Origin of the sequence: Arthrobacter sp. MYb224 (assembly GCF_002975455.1) — a bacterium.
Taxonomy (GTDB): domain Bacteria; phylum Actinomycetota; class Actinomycetes; order Actinomycetales; family Micrococcaceae; genus Glutamicibacter.
Map to the genome: position 1 here is coordinate 418594 of NZ_PCPU01000003.1, position 19697 is coordinate 438290.

The window sequence follows — 19697 nt, forward strand, 5'->3', positions numbered from 1 at the left end:
GCAAGCACATGGCAAACGAATTGGGCGACTTCCTTCCGGCCCCGAACCAGGGGGCGGACCCGGAAGTCTACGAGATTGAAAATAGCGCGCTGGATCGAACCGGGGTGCTCTTTGCGCAATTGCGCTCCTTGGCGCCCTGGGCGGGCAAGGTCCTGCTGGATTTGGGGTGCGGCAGCGGCTATTGGCTCCCCAAATATCTCACCGAGCATGGCACGGTTATCGGCGTAGAACCGGATCTGCGCCTGCTGGACGCCGCGCGGGCGCGCAGTTCGCGGGTTCAGGTGCTGCACGGGTCTGCCGAACATCTTCCGCTGGCGGACTCCAGCGTGGAGGTGGTGCACGCGCGCTTCGCCTATTTCTTCCCCTCAACGAACTACGACTGCGCCGCCGGACTACGCGAGGTCCTGCGTGTCCTGCGCCCCGGAGGGTCGCTGCTGGTGATCGACAACGACCACCAGCACGGAGAATTCGCTTCGCTTTTACGGCAGAGCAACTGGGCCGCGGATCAGGGCGAGGATGGCTACATCCGGCGGTGGTGGGCCGCGCAGGGAGCCCAACGCCATGAGGTGATGAGCAGTTGGAGTTTCGACTCGGCAGAGGATCTCGCCAAGGTACTTCACCTTGAATTTCCGGCGGATCTGGCTCGCGACTGGATCGCGCGGCATCCGTTGGCGACCGAGTTGAGCTACGGCTACGTGCTGTATCACGTACGCAAGGACGCAGCCGAGCTGGGCGGCTAGTTCCCTGCTTAGCGAAAAGGCCGGGGCGAAGGAATTTCTCCTTCACCCCGGCCTTTCGTTTTTGCCCTTAGCCGGAGAATTTCTCCCCGGTCAAACGCTCATAGGCGTCGATGTACCGGGCGCGCGTCTTCTCCACAATCTCTGCGGGCAACGCCGGTGGCTCGGCCCCGGAATTCTTGTCCCAACCGGATGCCGCTGAGGTCAACCAGTCGCGCACGAACTGCTTGTCAAAACTCGCCTGGGCCTTGCCCGGTGCGTAGGACTGGGCATCCCAGAAGCGCGACGAGTCGGGGGTGAGCACCTCGTCGCCGAGCGTGATCTCGCCGTTGCTCGGATCGGCGCCGAATTCGACCTTGGTATCGGCAAGGATGATGCCGCGTTCACGGGCGATCTGCTCGGCGCGTTCGTAGAGGGCGACGGTCTTCTCGCGCAAGGCCTCGGAGACCTGCGCGCCGACGCGTTCCACCGTCTGCGCAAAGGAGATGTTCTCGTCATGCTCGCCGACCTCGGCCTTGGCCGAAGGGGTGAACAGCGCCGGCTGCAGGCGTGAACCGTCAACCAGGCCCGCGGGCAACGGCAGCTCGCACACGGTCGAGGAGACCTTGTATTCGGCCAGACCCGAGCCGGTCAGATAACCGCGGGCAATGCACTCGATAGGGTACATCTCAAGCTTCTTGCACACCATCGCGCGGCCGGCTACCGCCGCCGGCACCTCGGTGGAGATCACGTGGTTGGCGAATTCGTCCAGCTGCCCGAACCACCACAGGCTCAGCTGGGTCAGCACCTTGCCCTTATCCGGAATCTCGCTGGTCAGCACGAAGTCATAGGCGCTGATTCGGTCCGAAGCGACCACCAGCACACGGTCGGAGTCCGCGAAGCTCACCCCGGCCGGCAGGTACAGGTCGCGCACCTTGCCCGAATAGAAGTGGTCCCAGCCATCCAGGGAAAGCGTTTCGGTCTGGAATCCTGCCATTACTTGCTCTCCCCGTTCACTACGATTTCTCCGCGTTCGGCCTTCAAGGCGATATCGCTGCGCGACTGGGCACCGCTCCAACTGATCTTGGAAACACCCGCGTAGGCGTTCGCCCGGGCGGCGGCAAGGTCATCGCCCAGCGCGACGACCGCCAAGACGCGGCCACCGGCCACGGTGATGTTGCCTTCGGCGTCGGTGCTGGTGCCGGCATGCATCACATGCACCTCGCCGACATGGTTGGCTTCTTCCAGCCCTTCGATCACCGCTCCCTTGACCGGGGCATCCGGGTAATTCTCGGCGGCGATGACCACGTCCACGGCGGTTTTCGAGGACCAGCGCAGCTGCTCGGCGTCGTCGAGCTTGCCGTTCGCCGCGGCGAGGAGGATTGCGCCCAGCGGGGTCTTCAGCCGAGCCAAGACCGCTTGGGTCTCCGGGTCGCCGAAGCGGGCGTTGAATTCGATGACGCGGATGCCGCGCTTGGTGATGGCCAGTCCGCAGTACAGCACGCCGGTGAACGGGGTGCCGCGCTTTTCCATTTCGCGCAGTGTCGGGTAGGCGACGCGGTCCATCACCTCGTCGACAAAGCCTTCCGGAAGCCATTGAAGCGGCGAGTAGGCGCCCATGCCACCGGTGTTGGGGCCTTCGTCGTTGTCGAAGATGCGCTTGAAGTCCTGAGCTGGGGACAGCGGGACGGCGTGCTTGCCGTCGCAGATGACGAACAGCGAAACTTCCGGGCCATCGAGGAATTCTTCGATAACCACGGTGCCGCCGGCGGCAAAGCAGAGCTCTGCGTGGGCCAGTGCCTCGGCACGGTCTGCGGTCACCACAACCCCCTTGCCAGCGGCCAGCCCGTCGTCTTTGACCACATAGGGTGCGCCGAAATCGTCAAGGGCGGCTTCGGCTTCGGCAGTATTCGTTGCCACATGCGCCATGGCGGTGGGAACCTGCGCGGCGGCCATGACGTCCTTGGCGAATGCCTTGGAGGCTTCCAGCTGTGCCGCGGCGCGGGTTGGCCCGAAGACGGGAATCCCGGCTTCGATGAGCGCATCGGCAACTCCGGCGGCCAGTGGCGCTTCGGGCCCAACGATTACCAGCTCGCTGGCTAGCTCGCGGGCTAGCGCCAGAACCGCTTGCGGGTCCTGCGCGTTGATCTCATGGGTAGTGACGTCCTGTGCGATTCCGGCGTTGCCGGGAGCGCAATGAACCTCATTGACGTAGGGGTCTGCACTAAGTGCACGGACAATTGCATGCTCACGGCCGCCTGGGCCAATCACCAGTACCTTCACTGCACCGAGTTTACCGGAGAACCACGCACGATTAGTGGTCTGTGACCGGGCGATGAAAAGTTGCCCAGATCACCGCGCCAGCCCCTGGGGGCTTGCCTTCCTTGGGAAAGCCCTCCGTGCGGGCCTGCGCCTAGACTTGGCCTCATGGGTTCAGCGATAGACATCACACAGTGCAGCGAGCTGCTGCGGATCACCCGCAATTCGGTGATCGAATCGCGGCATTATGGCGCAGCGGTAGTTCTGGATCCGGCCGGGCAGGTTCTGGAGGCCATCGGCGATCCCGAAGCCTTGGTCTTTCCGCGATCCGCGCTGAAGCCTTTTCAGGCGATCGGTTCGCTGCGCGCCGGGGCGGCGTTGGAATCCGCGCAACTGGCGCTTGCCTGCGCCAGCCATCTGGGAACCGAACAACATCAGCTGCTCGCGCGCAGCGTGCTCGACTCGGTGGCGCTGGGCCAAGAGCATCTGCAATGCCCGGCCTCGTGGCCCGGCGATTCGGCAACACGCTCCGAGATGGCCGCGCGCGGCCACAGCCAAAACAAGCTTGCCTTCAACTGTTCGGGCAAACATGCCGCTTTTCTCGCGGCGGCTGTGGCCAGCGGTGAACCGCTCGGCAGCTATCTGTCGCCCGAGCATCCGGTGCAGCGTTCGGCCTCTCGGGCGATGGAAGAGTTCTGCGGGCCGATCACTTTCCTGGGCGTCGATGGCTGCGGGGCTCCGGCACCGCAGATGTCGCTGCGGTCCCTGGCGGAGGGGTTTCGAAAGCTGGCGGCATCCACCGACCCGGCTGCCCGGTCGGTGGCCAGCGCCATGCGCGAACACCCGTGGGCGGTACGCGGTGCGGGCAGCCCCAATACGCTGGTCATCGAGTCCACCGGAATCATCGCCAAGCTCGGTGCCGAAGGGGTGCTGGGCATGTCCGCCCCTAACGGGGTCAGCGTGGCGGTGAAAATCCTTGATGGCGCTTCGCGCGGAATCGATGTGCTGGCGTTGGGCCTGCTGGCTGCCCATGGTGCGCTGAGCATGCGGAAGCTGGAAGAATTATCAGACCGGCTGAGCAGCGCGGCGCACACCGCCGGGGCGCGTGCTGCCGGGGTTCGCTACCTCGGCCGGGACTTCGCGGCCCGCTAGCCCCACCGAAAACGAAATCCAGGGGCGGAATATGACATTTTTTCGTCATCCAAGGAAGGGAATTTAACGCCATGGCGATCAAGCGAAGAATAGACGAGCACGCCGGCCGCGCAGCACTTCGCAACTGGACCGAAAACGCGGAAATCCAAGGGAAAACAGCCCGCCCAACGCTGGCCATGGCGGTGCGTTTCGCCTTGGAGGAACTCGCTTCGCGGGCCGAGGGGAACTCGGTTGAGGTGCGGGTTCCGCCCTTTGGTGTGACTCAATGCATTGAAGGGCCCCGCCATACCCGTGGTACACCGCCAAATGTGGTCGAAATGCCCGCCGAATTATGGCTTTCACTGGTCACCGGGCGCACCGGCTGGGCTGCGGCAGTGCAATCGGGGCAATTGCACGCCTCCGGACTAAGGGCAGACTTGTCGGCACACCTGCCGCTAATTGAGTACCCTTAAAGCTATGGAGCAACACCCCGCTACCCCGCCATCCGCCGACCAGCCAATCCAGGTGCAGGTTCATTCGGCACCGCGCTTCTGGCCAATAGTCCTCGCCGGCGCCGTACTCGGCGCCTTGGTAGGCGTAGTCATTGGCTTGATTGGTGAACCGTCCATGGATTACACCGTGGGATCGGCCGTCGGATTCTTCGCCATGTTCTGCGCGGGACTTGGCACCGGGCTAGGCGCGCTCGCATATGTAATTATCGATCGCGTCACTTCGCGCAAGACCACCCCAAAACTGGCGGTGCCCCTGGCCGGGGACACCGGCAGCGAGCGACAAGGCTAGGCGCCCTCCCCTTCCCAGGAAGGCAAGCGGTGGCCGCGCACCTGGTCGCCGTTCACCACATAAACGGTCGGTGTCGACCAATAGATACATGAGAGAATAATTGACATGGCGCGTGGCGATGGATTCCTGAATCATGACTTGCTTCCCAACGAAAAAGGGCCGCAGGACGAATGCGGCGTTTTTGGTGTCTGGGCACCTGGCGAAGAAGTTGCAAAACTAACCTATTACGGGCTGTACGCGTTGCAGCACCGCGGACAGGAGTCCGCGGGCATCGCAACCAGCGACGGCGCGCGAATCAACGTGTACAAGGATATGGGCCTGGTCTCCCAGGTCTTCGACGAAAACACGTTGAACTCGATGACCGGCCACCTGGCCGTGGGGCACTGCCGCTATTCGACGACCGGCGCCAGCCACTGGGCCAATGCGCAGCCGACCCTGGGCCCGACCCAGACCGGCACCGTAGCCCTGGCGCATAACGGCAACCTCACCAACTCGGCGCAGCTCGCCGAAATGGTCGAGGCCAAGCAGGTCTCCGAGGGCGGCAAGCTGCGCGGCGAAATTGCCCAGGGCAATACCACCGATACCGCGCTGGTCACCGCCCTGCTTGCGGGCAAGGAGGGCCAGAGCCTCGAAGAGACCGCGCTCGAGCTGCTGCCCAAGATCGAGGGCGCCTTCTGCTTCGTGTTCATGGACGAAAACACCATGTACGCGGCCCGCGACCCGCACGGGGTGCGTCCCCTGGTCCTGGGACGGCTGAACCGCGGCTGGGTGGTTGCCTCCGAGCAGCCGGCCCTGGCCACCGTGGGCGCGTCCTTCATCCGCGAGATCGAACCGGGCGAACTGATCGCCATCGACGAGACCGGCATCCGCTCCACCCGCTTCGCCGAAGCCACCCCGAAGGGCTGCGTCTTCGAGTACGTCTACCTGGCCCGCCCCGATGCGACCATCGCCGGTCGCTCGGTATACGAAGCCCGCGTGGAGATGGGCCGCCAGCTGGCCCGCGAAAACAGCGCGGACGCGGACATCGTCATCCCGGTCCCGGAATCCGGCACCCCGGCGGCCATCGGCTACGCCGAGGAGTCCGGCATTCCGTTCACCCACGGCTTCGTGAAGAACGCCTATGTGGGCCGCACCTTCATCCAGCCCTCGCAGACGCTGCGCCAGCTGGGCATCAAGCTGAAGCTCAACGCGCTGGAGACAGTACTGCGCGGCAAGCGCGTGGTGGTCGTGGACGACTCGATCGTGCGCGGCAACACCCAGCGTGCGGTGGTGCGCATGCTGCGCGAGGCCGGAGCCGCCGAGGTGCATGTGAAGATCTCCTCGCCACCGGTGAAATGGCCTTGTTTCTACGGCATCGACTTCGCCACCCGCGCGGAGCTGATCGCCAATGGCGCGGCCGTGGACGAAATCGGAAAGTCCATCGGCGCCGATTCGCTGGCGTACATCTCCGAGGACGGCATGATCGGGGCCACCGCGCAGCCGCGCGAGAAGTTGTGCACCGCCTGCTTCACCGGCGACTACCCGATCCCGCTGCCCGGTGATGAGCGCCACGGGAAGAACCTGCTGGAGCAGGCAAATCAGAGCGGTTGCGAGCCCGGCCCGGATGCCGAGCTCGAAGCAACCCTCTAGTCACCAATCCATCACCCACCTCGTTGCAAGCGGCACCGGCTATCCGGTGTTCACGACAGAAAAGGATCCATCTGCCATGAGCGGCACGCAAGAGCAGCCAACCTCCATCACCTACGCCGGAGCGGGCGTCGACGTCGAGGCCGGTGACCGTGCCGTCGAGTTGATGAAGGGCGCGATCAAGGCCACCCACACCACCGGCGTGGTCGGCGGAGTCGGCGGATTCGCCGGCCTGTTCGACGTTTCCTTCCTCACCGGGTACAAGAAGCCCTACCTGGCCACCTCCACCGACGGGGTGGGCACCAAGGTTGCGATCGCGCAGAAGCTGGACATCCACGACACCATCGGCCAGGACCTGGTGGGCATGGTGGTCGATGACATCGTGGTGGTTGGCGCCAAGCCGCTGTTCATGACCGACTACATCGCCACCGGCAAGGTCGTTCCGGAGCGCATCGCGGATATCGTGCGCGGCATCGCCGAAGGCTGCAAGCTGGCCGGCACCGCCCTGGTGGGCGGCGAAACCGCCGAGCACCCGGGCCTGCTGGCCGAGGACGAGTACGATGTGGCCGGTGCCGCCACGGGCGTCATCGAAGCCGATCAGCTGCTCGGCCCGGAGCGGGTGCAGGCCGGGGATGTCGTCATCGGCATGGCCTCCTCGGGCATCCACTCCAACGGCTATTCGCTGGTGCGCCGCGTGATCGCGCACGCCAAGTGGGAGCTGGAGCGCGAGGTCGCCGAATTCGGCCGCACGCTGGGCGAGGAGCTGCTGGTTCCGACCCGCATCTACACCACCGCCTGCCTGGACCTGATCGGCGAGCTGAACGACGGGGAGAACTTCGGGGTGCACGGCTTCAGCCACGTCACCGGCGGCGGCCTGGCGGCCAACCTGGCCCGCGTGCTGCCCAAGGGCCTGATGGCGCGCGTGGACCGCTCCACCTGGTCACTGCCCGCGGTCTTCTCCACCATTGCGGCGCTGGGCAATGTGCCGCAGCCGGATCTTGAGCGCACCCTGAACCTGGGTGTGGGCATGGTCGCGGTGGTCGAGCAGAACGTCGCCGACCGCGCGGTGGCACTGCTGAACAAGGCCGGCATGGGCGCCTGGATCATGGGTTCGGTCGAAAACCTCGAGCCTTCCGCTAGCTCCGCGGGTCTGGACTTCGTCCAGGGCGCCAAGGGCGTGGACGGCGGCGCAGTCCTGCTGACCGGCAACTACGCCAAGTAGCATTCGAAGCATCCCGCAAAAGGGGGCGAAACGGCACCAGCACGGTGCCGTTTCGCCCCCTTTTTTGCCCGCTTATCCACAGCTTGCCCGCCGCCTGCCGACACCGGCCCATCGTGGGGCATGCTGGGGCACATGAGTACGCATGCAGCCACCGCCCAGGCGCTGGACCTGCTGGCGAAAGGCGTCAGCCAGGTCGAGCGGGCCACGCGCGCGCTGGCCGGGATCGACCTCGCACCGGGCCACGCCGCGTACTTCGCCTGGCTGACCGAGCGCTGCGCGGCCGAGCTTGCCCGCAGCCAGATTCATGCGGCCGACGCGCTGCGCTCCAGCGGTGCGCATCAACTAGACGAGCGGTCCCTGCAAGCTGTTGCCGAGGCCGGCCCGGCCCCCACCCTCGAAACCCTTGAACAGCTTTCCGGCCAGCGGGCCAGCGGGCGCGCTCACTTCACGGACTGCACCTCGATGTACACCTCATGGCTCCAGGTGCCGGTCTCCGCTGCCAACTACCGGCTCGCCCAGGCGGACGCGCTGATCGCGCGGGTCACCGAGGACGGAGTGCGCCATGGTCCGGGCTACCCACGGCTGTCCGCCGAATTCAGCGGACGGGAAACCGATCCCCGCCTGGTGGCCCAGGCCGCCAGCAAACTCCGCGGCGTGCACAAGGACCTGCCCTCCGCCGCGCAACGCGACCAGCTCGAAGCGCAGGCGGCCACCCTGCTTCGCCAGGAGCCAGCTACCGCCCTGACGCACCTGGGCACGCTGGTCCAAGAGCAGGTCGGCACGCAGCGCCCGCCCCATGCGCTCGTCGCCGAAGCCGGGATATTCCGCAAGGGCATGCGCAACGGCCTGGTGATCTATCAGCTCAAGGTGCTGCCCCATGAGGCGGAAATCATCGAATCCCTCCGCACGCAGATCGACAATCCGGCGACCATCGCCGGCAACCGGCAAGAGCTCGCGCAGCTGACCGCGCGGACCTACGCGCAGGCAGGCGGCGCGTCGTCCAATTCCGCTCCCGAGCCCGGGGCGGTGCCCGCGCCACCCCCAGCAACCACGCCGTGGGACGATCCGGAAACCATGCCCCGCTGGGCGCAAGACGGTGCCCCCGAAGAGCAAGGGTCCCCGGCGGAGAATTCCGGCGACCAGTCCGCTGCCCACGCAGGGCCAGGAAACGCGGAATCCGGGGCTCCGGCTCCCGCGGATCATGCCGCGGCGCCGGCAGCCCTGCCCGGTGATTCCTTCTACCCGCAGACCTTCGAAGACCTCACCCCGGCGATGCGGCACCTGACCGCACTGCTCAGCGCGCTTCGCTCCACCGGCGCCACGGGAAAGAAAACCACCGGCATCGTCACCCCGCAGGTCGTCGTGCATCTGGACTTCGCCAAAATGATCGCGGGCGACAAGAGCTACGCGATCACCGAAAACGGCATTCCGCTCTCCGATGCCGAGGCCCGCACGCAGATGTGCAATGCGGGGATCCTCCCGGTGGTTTTTAATGGCAAAGGACAGATACTCGATGTCGGCCGGTCCGAACGGCTCTTCCCGCCGCATATGAAACGACCCCTGATTGCCCGCGACCGTGGCTGCCTGTATCCGGGATGCACCATGCCCGCGGGGCGCTGCGAAGCGGACCACCTCCTGCCGTGGGAGGAGGGCGGCGAGACGAGTGTTGAAAACGGGGCGATGTCCTGCCCCCGGCACCACCACGCGCGCCATGCCGGGCTCTTCAAAGTCATCATCCGCAAAGACCGGCCTCCCGCGGTGCTTTTGCCCCGGTCGCTGGACCCGCCGCAAATCCCCCGCCGGAATACCTACTGGCTCTCGCCCGCGGAGGTTCTCGATTCCCACCCCGGCTAGCCCTGGAGCGATGGTCCTACACCTCGCTCAAGCCACGGCACAAGTCCGGGGTGCCTCAGCTCGATTCCTCTAGAATCGGTACGACGGCGCCTACCGAAATGGAGTGTGGCATGCACGAACAGCACCCGGAGCCCGGATTGGCTCGGGCCAGCAAACGGCTGGTTCCGCTGTTCGCCATCTATCTGGTCTTGCTTGGTTGGATGGTGCTGTGGAAGCTGGAGATTCCGTTCGTCGGTTCCGGATCGCTGCGGCTCATTAAGCTCGTGCCGTTCGTCGCTTGGGCCGAGTCCGGCTCCAGTGCACCAGTCGAAGTTGGACTGAACCTTGTCCTGTTTATGCCCTTCGGCCTCTATCTGGGCCTCTTGGCTCGCGCTTGGCATTGGCTGCACGCAGTTGGCTTGATGGCCGGGGTCAGCCTGGCCTTCGAGATCATCCAGTACGTTCTCGCGCTGGGGAGTTCCGATGCCACCGATGTCATTGTCAATACCCTCGGTGGCCTGACCGGATACGTCCTCGCTGCACGACTGGCAAGGAGCGCACGACCGCGTATTTGGTGGAAGATATCGGTCCTCTGCACGGTTCTCACCGTGATTCTGGTGCTGCTCACTGCCCTCTTCATCCTGTCCCCTGTGCGTTATGCACCGTTGGGCGCGTAGCCAGGATCATCGACGACGAGTACGGATTATCCCCAGCCGCGAATTTTGCCTTCGGTGGCTAATCGAGCTGTCGCATCGCATGAGACAGCGGCACCCGCCAACGCCACGTGGCTTTCTCCTCGCCGCGCACGTGGCCATTGGTTACCAAGGCGACCGGTAATCCGCGTTTGACGAAGTTCAGCAGGATCTTGTACCCGCTCATCACCGCCAGCGATGAGCCGAGCACCAACAACCCGGTAGAAGCCTCCTCGAGCTGTGCCATCTGCTGCTTGCGCTCCACCGGCACGCTCTCGCCGAAGTACACCACATCGGGTTTCAACGCCAAGGAGCCGCAATTTTCACACCTAGCCATGATGAACCGGTCGACCCAATACTGCGGCAGTTCCACATCGCCATCCGGGTTGATCGCGCTGGGGTCGATTTCAACGGATTCGATGTAGCCGACATTGAGCTCCTGCAGGCGGATGTCGAAGTGTTGGCGGTCCTCGCTCTGGCCGCAGTCCAGGCAACGCACAATCGAAAGGTCGCCATGCACCGGGATCACCGTTTTTGATCCGGCCCGATGGTGCAGCCCGTCAACGTTTTGCGTAATGATTCCACTGATCCGGCCGGTATCTTCCCAGCCCACCAGCCGGCGGTGAATTCCATTCGGTTCGGCTTGGAACATGTGGCGCCAGCCCACGAACCCGCGGGCCCAATAGCGGTGGCGTGCCTCAGGACGGTATTTGAATTCCTGATAGGTCATCGGACGGTGGCGCTGCAGCGAGCCGTTTGGTCCCCGGTAGTCGGGGATCCCGGAGTCGGTGGAAACTCCGGCACCCGTCACCACCAGCACATTGCCTCGGTCGAGCATTGCCTGCACGCCGGCTCTGGCGTCTTCTTCCGGGGAAGGATCCGCTTGCTGCTCCACGATGCGTTGCATGGACCGGATGGCCGAGTGGTGGGCCATTTGGATGGAAAGCTCTTCGGGGGTGCTCACGTTCTGACCTTTCGGAGCATTCGGGGACGACAAAGGCCGCAACGACCTTGAAGCTAATTTAGCTTAGTCGCTGCGGCATGTCGCAAAAATGTACTGAAGAGCTGCACAACTTCATATGAAGGCAGGCACCCGAGCCAATGACTCTCGGTTGAGTAGCTGAGGATTAGTCAGCGTCGTCGTCTCCGGAGTACTTCTTAGTCAGCTCGTCGTAATCAGACTCTTCGTCGTCATGCGATGAATTATCAGGCTCCAGATTCTGGGCATGATAATCGGACCGGACACCAAGCTCACGCTCTAGTGCCGTAAGGTCAGTCGAGGGCGAGTAGTACTTAATATCTCGCGCTTGACGCTGTGCTTTAGCCTTTTGACGGCCGCGCCCCATGGCGTGACCCCCTCTTTTCAGTAGAGTCGGGAGGTGGTCCACCTAACAGGTGAAGGCCCCCGAATATGTGATCAGTTCTTTCGTAATTAAAGGTTAACACGATTCGACGGCGAGCGCTGAACGCAACACGTGTCAGACCCGTTAGACTGTCGATTAGTCCAACGACTATTTAGTGAGCTTGCTCCCTTTCAAACCAAGGCGAACCTTCAAGGAGCACTACAGGTGGTGGAAAAAGATCTACCCGAGCCGCAAGCGGCATTACCGCCATTGCAGCCCGAACCGGAGAAGCCCAAACGGCAAATCGGCCAGTGGGTTTTACTCGTCATCGCCGTTTTAGCCCTAAGCGCTGCGGTGGTATTCGTTGTACTTCGCTTTATTACGCCAGCTACGCCAGAGGCGAACAATGTGGAGCGGAATCCGAGCCCCGGCCTGGATGGAATTATCGCCGCGTCCATTCCACCGGAACAACTCATCCTCGGCGACTGCCTTCGCGGCTTCGAGTCTCCGCTTGCAGTGCAGACCGTAGTGACCTGTGATTCTGCACATAATGCTCAGCTCATCGGTTCCTTCGAGCTAGTCGGCGAAGAATACCCGGGCTCTAACGAGTTGCTGACCGAGTCCGAGTCGCTGTGCAAGTCGGTTTCCTTGGACCCCAGCGCCGGCCTCGATTCAACTTGGACGTATCACTTCTCCCGTCCGTCGGAAAGCACCTGGACGCAAGGAGACCGCCAGGTCTCCTGCTTCCTGAGCCTCTCCGAAGGCAATGTGCGCAACTCGCTGCTTCCAGAGAACGAAGAAAGCTAAGCCCCGCAGATTTTCAATAGCCGTGGCCGGTGGATTCCACCGGCCACGACTATATCCGATGCCCTGGCATTAAGGTTGCGGCGCCTCACCCCGAGCGACCCTGAGCCGGTCGCCCTCCGGATCGAGACCGACCTTGACGGTATCCCCATCCTGGATGCTTCCACCGAGAATCTCCCGCGCTAGCCGGTCACCGATTTCTCGCTGGACCAGCCGGCGCAGCGGACGGGCGCCGTAGGCCGGATCATAGCCAGTCAAGGCCAACCACTCTCCGGCGGATTCGTCCACATCGAGGCTGAGCCGGCGTTCGGACAGCCTTTCGGCCAGCAGGTCGATTTGCAGCTTCACGATATTGCCAAGCTGCTCGATGCTCAACGGATCGAAGATGATGACCTCGTCCAAACGGTTCAAGAACTCCGGCTTGAAGGACGCGTTGACCACGTTCAGCACCGCAGACTTCTTGTCTTTGTCCTCCATGGTTGGATCCACCAGGAACTGGGAACCCAAATTTGAGGTCAGGATCAAGATCGTGTTCCTGAAATCCACGGTGCGTCCCTGCCCGTCGGTCAAGCGGCCGTCGTCCAGCACCTGCAGCAGGATGTCGAACACCTCCGGGTGCGCCTTCTCCACCTCGTCGAGCAGGATGACCGAGTATGGTCGACGGCGCACCGCTTCGGTGAGCTGCCCGCCCTCTTCGTATCCCACATATCCTGGAGGCGCTCCGACGAGTCGGGCGACCGAGTGCTTCTCGGAGTACTCGGACATGTCAATCCGCACCATGGCCCGTGGGTCGTCAAAGAGGAAATCGGCCAGCGACTTGGCCAGCTCGGTCTTGCCCACACCGGTAGGCCCAAGGAACAAGAAGGACCCGGTGGGGCGGTCCGGATCGGCAATCCCGGCACGTGTGCGGCGCACCGCGTCGGAGACCGCCGCAACCGCTTGCTGCTGGCCGATCAGCCGCTGTCCGATGCGCTCTTCCATCTGCAGCAGCTTCTGGCTTTCGCCCTGCAGCATCCGCCCAGCGGGGATGCCGGTCCAGGCCGAGATGACCTCGGCAATATCGTCCGCCGTGACTTCGTCAGCCACCATGGTGTGTTCCGCGGTGTTGCCGGCTTCGGCTTCGGCCGCTGCCTCAAGTTCGCCTTGCAGCGTCGGAATCTCCCCGTACAGCAGGCGCGAGGCGTTCTCCAGGTCCCCCTCACGCTGGAACTTTTCGGCCTGCGAGCGCAGGTCGTCCAGTTTCACCTTCAGGTCGCCGACGCGGTTCAGCCCAGCCTTCTCCGCGTCCCACTGAGCGTTGAGTGCGTCCAGCTTTTCCTGCTTGTCCGCCATGTCGAAGCGCAGTGCTTCCAGCCGTTCGATCGAGGCCGGGTCGCTCTCTCCGGAGAGCGCCAGCTCCTCCATGGTCAGCCTGTCGACTTCGCGGCGCAGCTCATCAATCTCTTCCGGTGCGGAATCGATCTCCATGCGCAGCCGGCTCGCGGCCTCGTCAACCAGGTCGATAGCCTTATCCGGCAGTTGCCGCCCGGAGATATAGCGGTTGGACAGCGTGGAGGCGGCGACCAACGCCGAGTCGGCGATGGAAACCTTGTGGTGCGCCTCGTAGCGCTCCTTCAGGCCACGCAGGATCGCGATGGTGTCGTCCACGCTTGGCTCCCCCACGTAGACCTGGGCGAAACGGCGCTCCAGGGCCGGGTCTTTCTCGATATTCTCGCGGTACTCATCCAGCGTGGTCGCGCCGATGAGCCGCAGCTCGCCACGGGCGAGCATCGGCTTGAGCATATTTCCGGCGTCCATGGCGCCTTCGGAGGCCCCTGCGCCGACCACCGTGTGGATTTCATCGATAAATGTGACGATCTGCCCGGCGGAGGACTTGATCTCTTCGAGTACCGACTTCAGTCGTTCTTCGAACTCGCCGCGGTATTTGGCGCCAGCGATCATGGACCCGAGGTCCAGGGAGATCAGCGTCTTGCCGCGAAGGGACTCCGGTACGTCACCGGCGATCATGCGCTGGGCGAGTCCTTCGACGACGGCGGTCTTGCCTACGCCGGGTTCACCGATCAGCACGGGGTTGTTTTTTGTGCGCCGCGAGAGCACCTGAACGACGCGTCGGATTTCCTTGTCGCGGCCGATGACCGGATCCAGTTTGCCCGCGCGTGCCAGCGCCGTCATATCGGTGCCGAACTTTTCCAGCGCTTGGAAGGTGTCTTCCGGGTTCGGATTGTCGACCTTGCGGTCCCCGCGGATGGTTGGCAGGGTTCCTACCAGCAGCTCGCGGGTGGCTCCGGCATTGCGCAGGGCTTCGCCGGCCTTGGTCTGGTCGGAGGCCAGCGCGATTAGCAGATGTTCGGTGGAGACATAGGTGTCCCCCATATTGTTCGCGATCTCCTGGGCGGTGCTGACCGTTTGGAGCAGCTGACGCGAAAATTGCGCTTGGGCCACCGAGGATCCGGAGTTGGCCGGCAGTGCATTGATGGCGCTGCTTGCCTCGACGGAGAGGGCGTCAACGTCCAGTCCTGCGGTTTTCAGCAGCGCCACGGCGACCGAGTCCCGTTGATCCAGCAGAGCCTTCAACAGGTGAGCCGGTTCGATCTGCGGATTGCCCGCGGTCGACGCATTCATCCCGGAAGCAGATAGTGCCTCTTGGCTATTGGTAGTGAGCTTGGTGTCCACGCGCATCCTTTCTCTCTGAGGGTGAACCCATAAACTTGAGTGTACTTAACTCAACTCTACTCTTCATATCGATATTCCGCGGTTGCGAAATATTTTTCGAGAAATTCGCGTCGCGACGCAAATAGCTTGCCTCGAGGTATCGCCGGCAGCCCAGGCACGGGCAGACGGTGCGCGGCCCACCCCCAGCTCCGGTACACGCATCGGAGCACAATGCACTCCATGATTGTTCGGCCCCAGCACCGCGGCCTGGCGCGTGCCCCGCGAAAGCAGCCTCGCACGGCAACGGGCTGAGCCGCAGATTTTTAGCTCATGGCTCGTGGGCCGATGGGCAACCGATGCGGTTCAGCCGAGGCGAGCGCGCGACTCCGCGATACTGCACCTAGCCGGTCGGCACGTCACGCCGGCGGAATCCGGCGAAGCCAAGCGCGAACAAGAGGACGGCGACCCCCGCCAGCCCGAGCATGTGCCCGAGCTCCGGTTGCTCGGTGAACGCGGCCGGCAGCCAGTAGAAGGGCGAGATTCCGTGCACCCAGTCCGGCAGGTCCCGCAGTAGCCCGCCGAACATGCCGATCACGAAAGTGTAGATTAGCAGCACCCACCCGGCGCCCGACGCCCGCGGGATCCACGCATACAGGACCGTGGCGAATCCCAGATAGCTGGCCAGGGCCACAAGGTAGGGCCACAGCACCCCGGTATAGTCAGCGAACGTCTGTTCCGCGTAGCCAACGGATGCCGCGCCTAGCCACATGGCCCAGATGCTGACCGCGGCAAGCATGCCGGTACCCAGTGCCGCGACCAGCAGTTGGGCGCCGAACCAGCGATGCCGGGATATCGGCTTGGCCAGCGCGATTTCGGCACGGCCGGCGCCTTCCTCCACCTTGGCCCGCTGCCCCATCACGACGGCGTATGCGGCGCAACACAGCATGGCGAACATGATCATCACCCCGAGGAAGGCCGTGGTGAACTGGCTCGGATCCGCACCGAACACCGCGGCGAAGACCGGATTGCTCTCCGGGATTTCGGCGATCATGGAGGTGATGTCCGGCAGCAGGGTGCCCGAGGCGAACCACATGAGGCCCAACCCTATGGCGCTCCAGCTGAACGCGGTGCGCTGCTGGAGCCAGGCGAGGGTGGCCGGCCCGCGCAGCACCGCCCGGGCATCGGACCGGCCCGCGCGAACCGCAATCAGGCCCCCGCCGAAGTCGCGGCGTGATCCGAGGAAGGCGCCGACGAGGAGGAACACGAAGATGGCGACGAGGCACAGCGCGGCCGGCCACCACCGCACGTCGACGAAGGGCCGCATCTGCTGCGGCCAGGCGATCGGGGAGAACCACGACAACGCGCTGCCGTGCCGCTGCTGGATATCGCCCGCGGCGCGGAGCATGAAGGCAAGACCGAACGCCGCGAGGCTGATGCCCACCGCGCCCCGGCCGTGCTCGGTCACCTGCGCGGCCACCAAGGCGATCGCGCCGAACACCATGGCGCTCAGCCCGCTCCCGGCGGTCAGTGCGAACGAGTCGGCCAGAGCCAGTTCCGCCCCGCCCACGCCGGAGAGGACGAGCGCAGAGGCGAGCGCAATGACGGCGTTGACGGCGCACAGGGTGATTGCCGCCGCGACCGCGGGCGCGTGCCGCCCGACCGTCCGGGCGAGCACCAGCTCCGAGCGTCCGCTCTCCTCCTCGCCACGCGTGTGCCGCACGATGTGCAGGATGCTCATGATCGCGAGCCCCATGACCATCCAGGTGATGCCCTCGTTGGCGATGGCGACGCCCACCGTGTAGTTCTCGATGCCGTACCCCGGTCCGCCCATGGCGATGCCGCTCGGGGTCTGCATGATCAGCGCGCGCCCGGCTCGCGCCTGATCGCCCAAGGCGCCAAGCGCCACCACGAAGTACGCGTAGAAGAATACGATCGACGCCGTCCATACGCTCAGCCGCACGCGGTCCCGGCGCAGCATGAACCGCACCAGCGCTCCGGTTCCGGCCAAGGCCGATCCGCGGGCCGAACGCTCCGGCGCAGCGGCCGTTGCGGAGGCGAGGTGGGCATTCATCGCGCACCCGCGCCCTTGGCGCCCTCCGGCGATCCGCCCACCGCTGCGGTGCCAGGGTCGAGCACGTCGCCGTAGTGGCGCATGAACAGGTCCTCCAGCGACGGCGGGGTGGCGCTGAGGCTGCGCACCTCGAGCGCGGTGAGCGCCGTCAGCACGGCGCCGATCTGCGCGTTGTCGGCATCGAAGGTGACCCGGGTGGCGCCGGCGAAGGCCGTGGCGGCCAGGTCATGGACCCCGGGCAGCGCGGCGAGCGCCGACGGGTCCGCGCCGACCACCGCGCTCACGCTGGTGCGCGTGAGGTGCCGCAGCTCCTCCAGCGTGCCGGACTCGACGTCCTTCCCGTTGCGGATGATCGTGACGGTGTCGCAGACCTTCTCGACCTCGGAGAGGATGTGGCTGCTGAGCAGCACGGATTTGCCCGCGGCTCCGGCCTCGCGGACGTACCCGGTGAACACGGACTCCATCAGCGGGTCCAGCCCGGAGGTCGGCTCGTCGAGCACGTACAGCTCCGCGTCGGCCAGGAAGGCCGCAACCAAAGCGACCTTCTGCCGGTTGCCTTTGGAATAGGTGCGCGTCTTCTTGCGCGGGTCCAGTTCGAAGCGCTCCAGCAGCTCGGTCTTGCGGGCTTTGAGCCGGCGCTTGTCGGCGCGGCCACCGAGCCGGGCGAGGTAGTCGATGCACTCGCCTCCGGTCAGGTTGGGCCACAGGCTGACGTCTCCGGGCACGTAGGCGATGCGCTGGTGCAGCTTGACGGCGTCGCGCCACACCTCGCCGCCGAACAGTCGGGCGGAGCCCGCGTCGGCCCGCAGCAGCCCGAGCAGAACGCGCAGGGTGGTGGATTTGCCGGCCCCATTGGGCCCCAGGAAACCACGGATCTCCCCGGGCTGCACACTCAGGCTCAGCCCGTCCAGGGCCCGCACCCTGCCGAAGGACTTGGACAGTTCGTGGATCTCGATAGCTGGTGTCGTGCTCATGGCTCACTCACTTTCACATGCCTGTCGCAGTTGTTGCTACTCAGCGCGCCCGGGCCCGGTGCCACCGGCGGCCCAGGGCGCAACGCGGACGCTGCCGGCTCCCGCTAGGGCGGGGTGGACATGTAGCTGAGGCAGTCCTCCAACGCACGACGGGAGGTGAGATAGCCCTCGGTGAACAATTCCAGCATCGGCAGGTAGCTGCTGCTCAGGTAGCCGCGGACGATCGATGCGAGGTCGGATGGGTCCGCCGGTGGCTTGAGCGTCACCTCCAGCAGCAGCGCGCCGAGCGCGGAAAGCGTGAGGTAGCGCGCCCGCGCCGCTTCGTCCCGGCTGGGCACGATCACCCCCGCGGCGACGCCCTCGCGGCTGTAGCCCACCGCGTCGTCGACCATATGGTCGATGAACTCCCGGGCCAGCGGGCCGCCGTCCTGCATGGACCGCAGAACGTACCCGAGGACCGCCGCATTCTCCTCGGCGGCCGCGAACATGTGCATGAGGCTCTGGCCCGCGGCGGCCTCGGCGACGTGCTCGCGCTTGAGCCGGCGAATCGTGGCCAGCATGTTCTCATCGCAGGCGTCGCGGAGCTTGGCCTTCGAGCCGAAGTGGTGCATCACCAGGCCGGCGCTCACCCCGGCGTCGGAGGCGATGGCCCGCACCGAGGCGCCGAAGCCCTCTACCGCGAACCGGTAGGCCGCCGCATCGCGGATCCTGGCGCGCGCGGTCAGGTCGCTGCTACCCGGCGACGACGCGGACGACGTGCTTCCCGCAGGGTCTTGCCCACCCTTAGCTGAACGCATGTTCAAGATTCTAGTCCTGTGTTCAGCCCCGTGTACAGGTCCTGCTGGTCTTCGGCTCGCGGGGATGCCGAAGGGCCTGCGCGCGATCTTTGGCGTGGCTCGGTCTGCGGATGGCGAGGCCGTGCTCAGGCAAGGCGGGGCCTATCCACGTTGCCATTCCGCCAAGGTATCGCAGGCCACGGTCTTGACCTGGCTAGCAAAACTGGCACAGTATGTCGCATGACCAATCCAGATGCCCCAAATCACTACCGCCAAGACCCAGCCGAGCTGGTGGACGTGTTCATTGGGCAGCATCGCCAGATGCTGCTCGGATATCTCGATGGGCTGACCGAGTCCGAGGCAAGGACACATTTGGTTGCCTCGAAGACCACGCTGCTCGGGTTGCTGAAGCATGCGGTGTTTGTTGAACGGGTCTGGTTTGGCGAGGCAGCCACCGGGGCCTCGCGCGCTGAACTCGGTATTCCGCAGTCCCCGGATGAATCATTTGACCTGGCGCCAGGGGACACTATCGCCTCGGTAAGCCGGGCTTATCGACAAGCGGTAGCCCGCTCTCGCCAGATCCGCCAAGGCCTGGCGGATGATGCGGTGCTTTCCGGAAATCGGCGTGGTCCGCTCTCGCTCGCCTGGATACAGCTGCACCTGCTGCGCGAGCTCGCCCAACACTGCGGGCATGCGGAAATCCTTCGCGAACAGCTGCTCGGCGCACGCACCGAAAGTTGCAGAAGTCTCGTGAAGGCAGCAAGGCCGACTCCCTGAATAATGGGAATCGGCCTTGA

The 19697-nt window shown here is 64.7% G+C and carries 18 protein-coding genes; 10 read left to right on the forward strand and 8 right to left on the reverse strand.

What is annotated here, in order from left to right:
- Positions 1-8: 8 nt before the first annotated feature.
- Positions 9-740 carry a class I SAM-dependent methyltransferase gene (locus CQ017_RS07990; RefSeq protein WP_105553249.1) on the forward strand — a complete coding sequence of 244 codons (732 nt, stop codon included), beginning with the start codon at positions 9-11 and terminating at the stop codon, positions 738-740.
- A gap of 67 nt (positions 741-807) precedes the next feature.
- Here the strand turns inward: CQ017_RS07990 and CQ017_RS07995 are convergent, their stop codons facing one another.
- Positions 808-1713, reverse strand: coding sequence for a phosphoribosylaminoimidazolesuccinocarboxamide synthase (locus CQ017_RS07995; protein ID WP_105553250.1), 906 nt, complete (start codon positions 1711-1713; stop codon positions 808-810).
- Positions 1713-2999, reverse strand: a complete 1287-nt coding sequence (purD, locus tag CQ017_RS08000; RefSeq protein WP_105553251.1) for a phosphoribosylamine--glycine ligase — start codon at positions 2997-2999, stop codon at positions 1713-1715. The genes CQ017_RS07995 and purD overlap by 1 nt, the downstream gene beginning before the upstream one ends.
- Before the next feature lie 144 nt (positions 3000-3143).
- Here purD and CQ017_RS08005 point away from each other — a divergent pair, with 144 nt between their 5' ends.
- The 7 genes from CQ017_RS08005 (at position 3144) to CQ017_RS08035 (ending at position 10265) form a co-directional block, all read left to right on the forward strand.
- Positions 3144-4127 carry an asparaginase gene (locus tag CQ017_RS08005; protein WP_105553252.1) on the forward strand — a complete coding sequence of 328 codons (984 nt, stop codon included), beginning with the start codon at positions 3144-3146 and terminating at the stop codon, positions 4125-4127.
- Between the two features lie 71 nt (positions 4128-4198).
- Positions 4199-4579, forward strand: coding sequence for a sterol carrier family protein (locus tag CQ017_RS08010; protein ID WP_105553253.1), 381 nt, complete (start codon positions 4199-4201; stop codon positions 4577-4579).
- A gap of 4 nt (positions 4580-4583) precedes the next feature.
- The gene (locus tag CQ017_RS08015) at positions 4584-4907 is read left to right on the forward strand and encodes a hypothetical protein (RefSeq protein ID WP_105553254.1); all 324 of its coding nucleotides are present in this window, start codon (positions 4584-4586) and stop codon (positions 4905-4907) included.
- A gap of 105 nt (positions 4908-5012) precedes the next feature.
- Positions 5013-6536 carry an amidophosphoribosyltransferase gene (gene purF, locus CQ017_RS08020; RefSeq protein WP_105553255.1) on the forward strand — a complete coding sequence of 508 codons (1524 nt, stop codon included), beginning with the start codon at positions 5013-5015 and terminating at the stop codon, positions 6534-6536.
- A gap of 76 nt (positions 6537-6612) precedes the next feature.
- Positions 6613-7755: a phosphoribosylformylglycinamidine cyclo-ligase gene (gene purM, locus CQ017_RS08025; RefSeq protein WP_105553256.1), complete on the forward strand. Its 1143-nt coding sequence runs from the start codon at positions 6613-6615 to the stop codon at positions 7753-7755.
- A 132-nt stretch (positions 7756-7887) separates the two neighbouring features.
- Positions 7888-9609, forward strand: coding sequence for an HNH endonuclease (locus CQ017_RS08030; protein WP_105553257.1), 1722 nt, complete (start codon positions 7888-7890; stop codon positions 9607-9609).
- A 110-nt stretch (positions 9610-9719) separates the two neighbouring features.
- On the forward strand, positions 9720-10265 hold the full coding sequence (locus CQ017_RS08035) for a VanZ family protein (protein WP_105553258.1): 546 nt from the start codon (positions 9720-9722) through the stop codon (positions 10263-10265).
- Positions 10266-10323: 58 nt separating this feature from the next.
- On the opposite strand, the gene CQ017_RS08040 is transcribed toward CQ017_RS08035, so the two are convergent.
- Together CQ017_RS08040 and CQ017_RS08045 are read right to left on the reverse strand one after the other, a co-directional pair.
- The gene (locus CQ017_RS08040; protein WP_105553360.1) at positions 10324-11214 is read right to left on the reverse strand and encodes a Sir2 family NAD-dependent protein deacetylase; all 891 of its coding nucleotides are present in this window, start codon (positions 11212-11214) and stop codon (positions 10324-10326) included.
- Positions 11215-11407: 193 nt separating this feature from the next.
- Complete coding sequence (locus CQ017_RS08045) at positions 11408-11626, reverse strand: DUF3073 domain-containing protein (RefSeq protein WP_096283320.1); 219 nt, start codon at positions 11624-11626, stop codon at positions 11408-11410.
- 405 nt (positions 11627-12031) lie between these two features.
- On the opposite strand from CQ017_RS08045, the gene CQ017_RS18070 reads away from it, so the two are divergent.
- Complete coding sequence (locus tag CQ017_RS18070; protein WP_181150515.1) at positions 12032-12430, forward strand: septum formation family protein; 399 nt, start codon at positions 12032-12034, stop codon at positions 12428-12430.
- Between the two features lie 69 nt (positions 12431-12499).
- Here CQ017_RS18070 and clpB read toward each other — a convergent pair whose 3' ends face one another.
- The 4 genes from clpB to CQ017_RS08070 form a co-directional block, all read right to left on the reverse strand.
- On the reverse strand, positions 12500-15100 hold the full coding sequence (clpB, locus tag CQ017_RS08055) for an ATP-dependent chaperone ClpB (protein ID WP_105553260.1): 2601 nt from the start codon (positions 15098-15100) through the stop codon (positions 12500-12502).
- Between the two features lie 379 nt (positions 15101-15479).
- Complete coding sequence (locus CQ017_RS08060; RefSeq protein ID WP_105553261.1) at positions 15480-17150, reverse strand: ABC transporter permease; 1671 nt, start codon at positions 17148-17150, stop codon at positions 15480-15482.
- Positions 17147-18124, reverse strand: a complete 978-nt coding sequence (locus tag CQ017_RS08065) for an ABC transporter ATP-binding protein (RefSeq protein WP_105553262.1) — start codon at positions 18122-18124, stop codon at positions 17147-17149. The genes CQ017_RS08060 and CQ017_RS08065 overlap by 4 nt, the downstream gene beginning before the upstream one ends.
- Positions 18125-18228: 104 nt before the next feature.
- Complete coding sequence (locus CQ017_RS08070) at positions 18229-18921, reverse strand: TetR/AcrR family transcriptional regulator (RefSeq protein WP_105553263.1); 693 nt, start codon at positions 18919-18921, stop codon at positions 18229-18231.
- Between the two features lie 219 nt (positions 18922-19140).
- Here CQ017_RS08070 and CQ017_RS08075 point away from each other — a divergent pair, with 219 nt between their 5' ends.
- A complete protein-coding gene (locus tag CQ017_RS08075) occupies positions 19141-19677 on the forward strand; it encodes a DinB family protein (RefSeq protein WP_105553264.1) in 537 nt (178 codons plus the stop codon).
- Positions 19678-19697: the final 20 nt, after the last annotated feature.

Bases quoted from the DNA above. Each gene is read 5' to 3' on its own strand.
- CQ017_RS08060 (WP_105553261.1), bottom strand. From the start codon at position 17,150: ATGAATGCCCACCTCGCCTCCGCAACGGCCGCTGCGCCGGAGCGTTCG.
- CQ017_RS07995 (WP_105553250.1), bottom strand. From the start codon at position 1,713: ATGGCAGGATTCCAGACCGAAACGCTTTCCCTGGATGGCTGGGACCAC.
- CQ017_RS08065 (WP_105553262.1), bottom strand. From the start codon at position 18,124: ATGAGCACGACACCAGCTATCGAGATCCACGAACTGTCCAAGTCCTTC.
- purF (WP_105553255.1), top strand. From the start codon at position 5,013: ATGGCGCGTGGCGATGGATTCCTGAATCATGACTTGCTTCCCAACGAA.
- CQ017_RS08040 (WP_105553360.1), bottom strand. From the start codon at position 11,214: ATGGCCCACCACTCGGCCATCCGGTCCATGCAACGCATCGTGGAGCAG.
- CQ017_RS08030 (WP_105553257.1), top strand. From the start codon at position 7,888: ATGAGTACGCATGCAGCCACCGCCCAGGCGCTGGACCTGCTGGCGAAA.
- CQ017_RS08015 (WP_105553254.1), top strand. From the start codon at position 4,584: ATGGAGCAACACCCCGCTACCCCGCCATCCGCCGACCAGCCAATCCAG.
- CQ017_RS08045 (WP_096283320.1), bottom strand. From the start codon at position 11,626: ATGGGGCGCGGCCGTCAAAAGGCTAAAGCACAGCGTCAAGCGCGAGAT.
- CQ017_RS08010 (WP_105553253.1), top strand. From the start codon at position 4,199: ATGGCGATCAAGCGAAGAATAGACGAGCACGCCGGCCGCGCAGCACTT.
- CQ017_RS08005 (WP_105553252.1), top strand. From the start codon at position 3,144: ATGGGTTCAGCGATAGACATCACACAGTGCAGCGAGCTGCTGCGGATC.
- CQ017_RS08035 (WP_105553258.1), top strand. From the start codon at position 9,720: ATGCACGAACAGCACCCGGAGCCCGGATTGGCTCGGGCCAGCAAACGG.
- CQ017_RS08070 (WP_105553263.1), bottom strand. From the start codon at position 18,921: ATGCGTTCAGCTAAGGGTGGGCAAGACCCTGCGGGAAGCACGTCGTCC.
- CQ017_RS08075 (WP_105553264.1), top strand. From the start codon at position 19,141: ATGACCAATCCAGATGCCCCAAATCACTACCGCCAAGACCCAGCCGAG.
- purM (WP_105553256.1), top strand. From the start codon at position 6,613: ATGAGCGGCACGCAAGAGCAGCCAACCTCCATCACCTACGCCGGAGCG.
- CQ017_RS07990 (WP_105553249.1), top strand. From the start codon at position 9: ATGGCAAACGAATTGGGCGACTTCCTTCCGGCCCCGAACCAGGGGGCG.